This is a genomic window from Pseudomonas agronomica (assembly GCF_025917275.1).
Taxonomy (GTDB): domain Bacteria; phylum Pseudomonadota; class Gammaproteobacteria; order Pseudomonadales; family Pseudomonadaceae; genus Aquipseudomonas; species Aquipseudomonas agronomica.
This window is the reverse complement of the sequence record NZ_JAOSHO010000727.1, coordinates 1-1,950: the sequence shown is the minus strand read 5'-3', so window position 1 is coordinate 1,950 and position 1,950 is coordinate 1. Positions and strand designations below refer to the sequence as shown.

The following is a 1,950-nucleotide window of genomic DNA, read 5'->3' as shown; positions in this document are numbered from 1 at the left end:
GGCCTGCAACTGGAGCTGCATCCAGGCGAGCGTGTGGCGATTGTCGGCACCTCCGGGTCGGGCAAGAGTACTTTGCTGAATCTGTTGGGCGGGCTGGACACGCCAACCACCGGCAGTGTCTGGCTGGCCGGCGAAGAACTCTCGGCGTTGAACGAGAAGGCCCGCGGCCTTCTGCGTAACCGCTCCCTGGGTTTCGTCTACCAGTTCCACCATTTGCTGCCTGAATTCACCGCCCTGGAAAACGTCTGCATGCCGCTGCTGATCGGCCGCACGGCCATTCCCGAGGCCCGTCAGCGTGCCACGGCGTTGTTGGAGCGGGTAGGGCTGGGGCACCGCCTGGAGCACAAGCCGGCCGAATTGTCCGGTGGCGAGCGCCAGCGCGTGGCGATCGCCCGGGCGCTGGTCAACAAGCCTGGCCTGGTGATGCTCGACGAGCCGACCGGCAACCTCGATTCCCATACCGCCCAGGGTATCCAGGACTTGATGCTGGAACTCAGCACCTCGATGCGCACAGCGTTCCTGGTGGTGACCCATGACATGAACCTGGCGCGGCAGATGGACCGTGTCCTGCACTTGCAGGAAGGTTGCCTGACGCCCATCTGACCGACCGAAACCCGGTGCCTGATGCAGGCGCCGGGTCTTTTATTTTCATACGGTGCCCAGCGAATGTTCAGACCGTTATCGATTTTCATCGGCACGCGCTATACCCGCGCCAAGCGCCGCAATCGCTTTGTTTCGTTTATTTCCATGACGTCGATGATCGGCCTCGCCCTTGGCGTATTGGCGATGATCGTGGTGTTGTCGGTGATGAACGGCTTCCAGCGTGAAATGAGTTCGCGCATCCTTGGCATGGTCCCCCACGCCACTATCGTCGGCGTGAACCCGATCGACGATTGGCAGCCGGTGGCCGCCGCCGCGCTGAAGAATCCCGAAGTCACCGCTGCCGTTCCGTTCACGGAAATGGAAGGCATGCTCAGCCATAAGGGGTCGATGCAGCCGATCCAGATCAGTGGTGTCGATCCGGCGCAGGAAGGCAAGGTGTCCATCGTCGCCCAGCATATCGTCCAGGGGCGCCTCGACGCCCTTAAGCCGGGTGAATATGGCGTGGTGATCGGCGAGATCACGGCCCGGCGTTTCCGCCTGAATGTCGGCGACAAGCTCACCTTGATCGTGCCGGAAGTCAGCACCGCGCCGGGTGGCATCACGCCACGGATGCAGAGGCTGAACGTGGTCGGTGTGTTCAAGGTCGGCGCCGAGCTGGACGGCTCCATGGCCCTGATCCATCTGGCCGACGCGGCGCAGATGCAGCATTGGCAGCCAAACCAGGTGCAAAGCGTGCGCCTGGCGGTGAAAGACTTGTACGCGGCGCCGAAGGTCTCCGGTGACATCGCCACTGGTCTCGGCGCGAACTACAAGGCCGACGACTGGACCCACACCCAGGGCAGCCTGTTCAGCGCCATGAAAATGGAAAAGACCATGATCGGCTTGCTGTTGCTGATGATCGTCGCGGTGGCGGCGTTCAACATCATTGCCACGTTGATCATGGTGGTGAACGACAAGGGCGCGGACATCGCCATCCTGCGCACCATCGGCGCCACGCCGCGGCAGATCATGGCGATCTTCATGGTCCAGGGCACGGTGATCGGCATCGTTGGAACGTTGATCGGGGGCGTGTTGGGGGTGATTGCGGCGTTGAATGTCAGTGAGCTGGTGGGCTGGCTGGAACGGGTCAGTGGGCAGCACATCTTCAGTTCCGACGTGTATTTCGTCAGCAACCTGCCTTCGGAGTTGCAGCGTGGCGACGTGGTGCTGATCTGTTCTGCCGGGTTTATCCTCAGCTTTCTCGCCACCGTGTATCCGGCATGGCGCGCGGCGAAGATCGAACCGGCGCAGGCGTTGCGGTATTCCTGAGCCTGGACAGGCCTTCGTGGCGAGGGAGCTTGCTCCCGC

Annotated in this window: 2 protein-coding genes; both read left to right on the top strand. The window is 62.4% G+C overall.

Annotation, left to right across the window (positions count from 1 at the left end; genetic code table 11):
• Nucleotides 1-603, top strand: a 603-nt coding sequence (locus tag OC610_RS26585) for an ABC transporter ATP-binding protein (protein WP_264432191.1), incomplete at its 5' end; no start/stop codon positions are given.
• A gap of 63 nt (nucleotides 604-666) precedes the next feature.
• Entirely contained in the window at nucleotides 667-1,911 is a 1,245-nt protein-coding gene (locus tag OC610_RS26580) for a lipoprotein-releasing ABC transporter permease subunit (RefSeq protein ID WP_030139967.1), read from the top strand.
• Nucleotides 1,912-1,950: the final 39 nt, after the last annotated feature.

Bases quoted from the DNA above. Each gene is read 5' to 3' on its own strand.
- OC610_RS26580 (WP_030139967.1), top strand. From the start codon at position 667: ATGTTCAGACCGTTATCGATTTTCATCGGCACGCGCTATACCCGCGCC.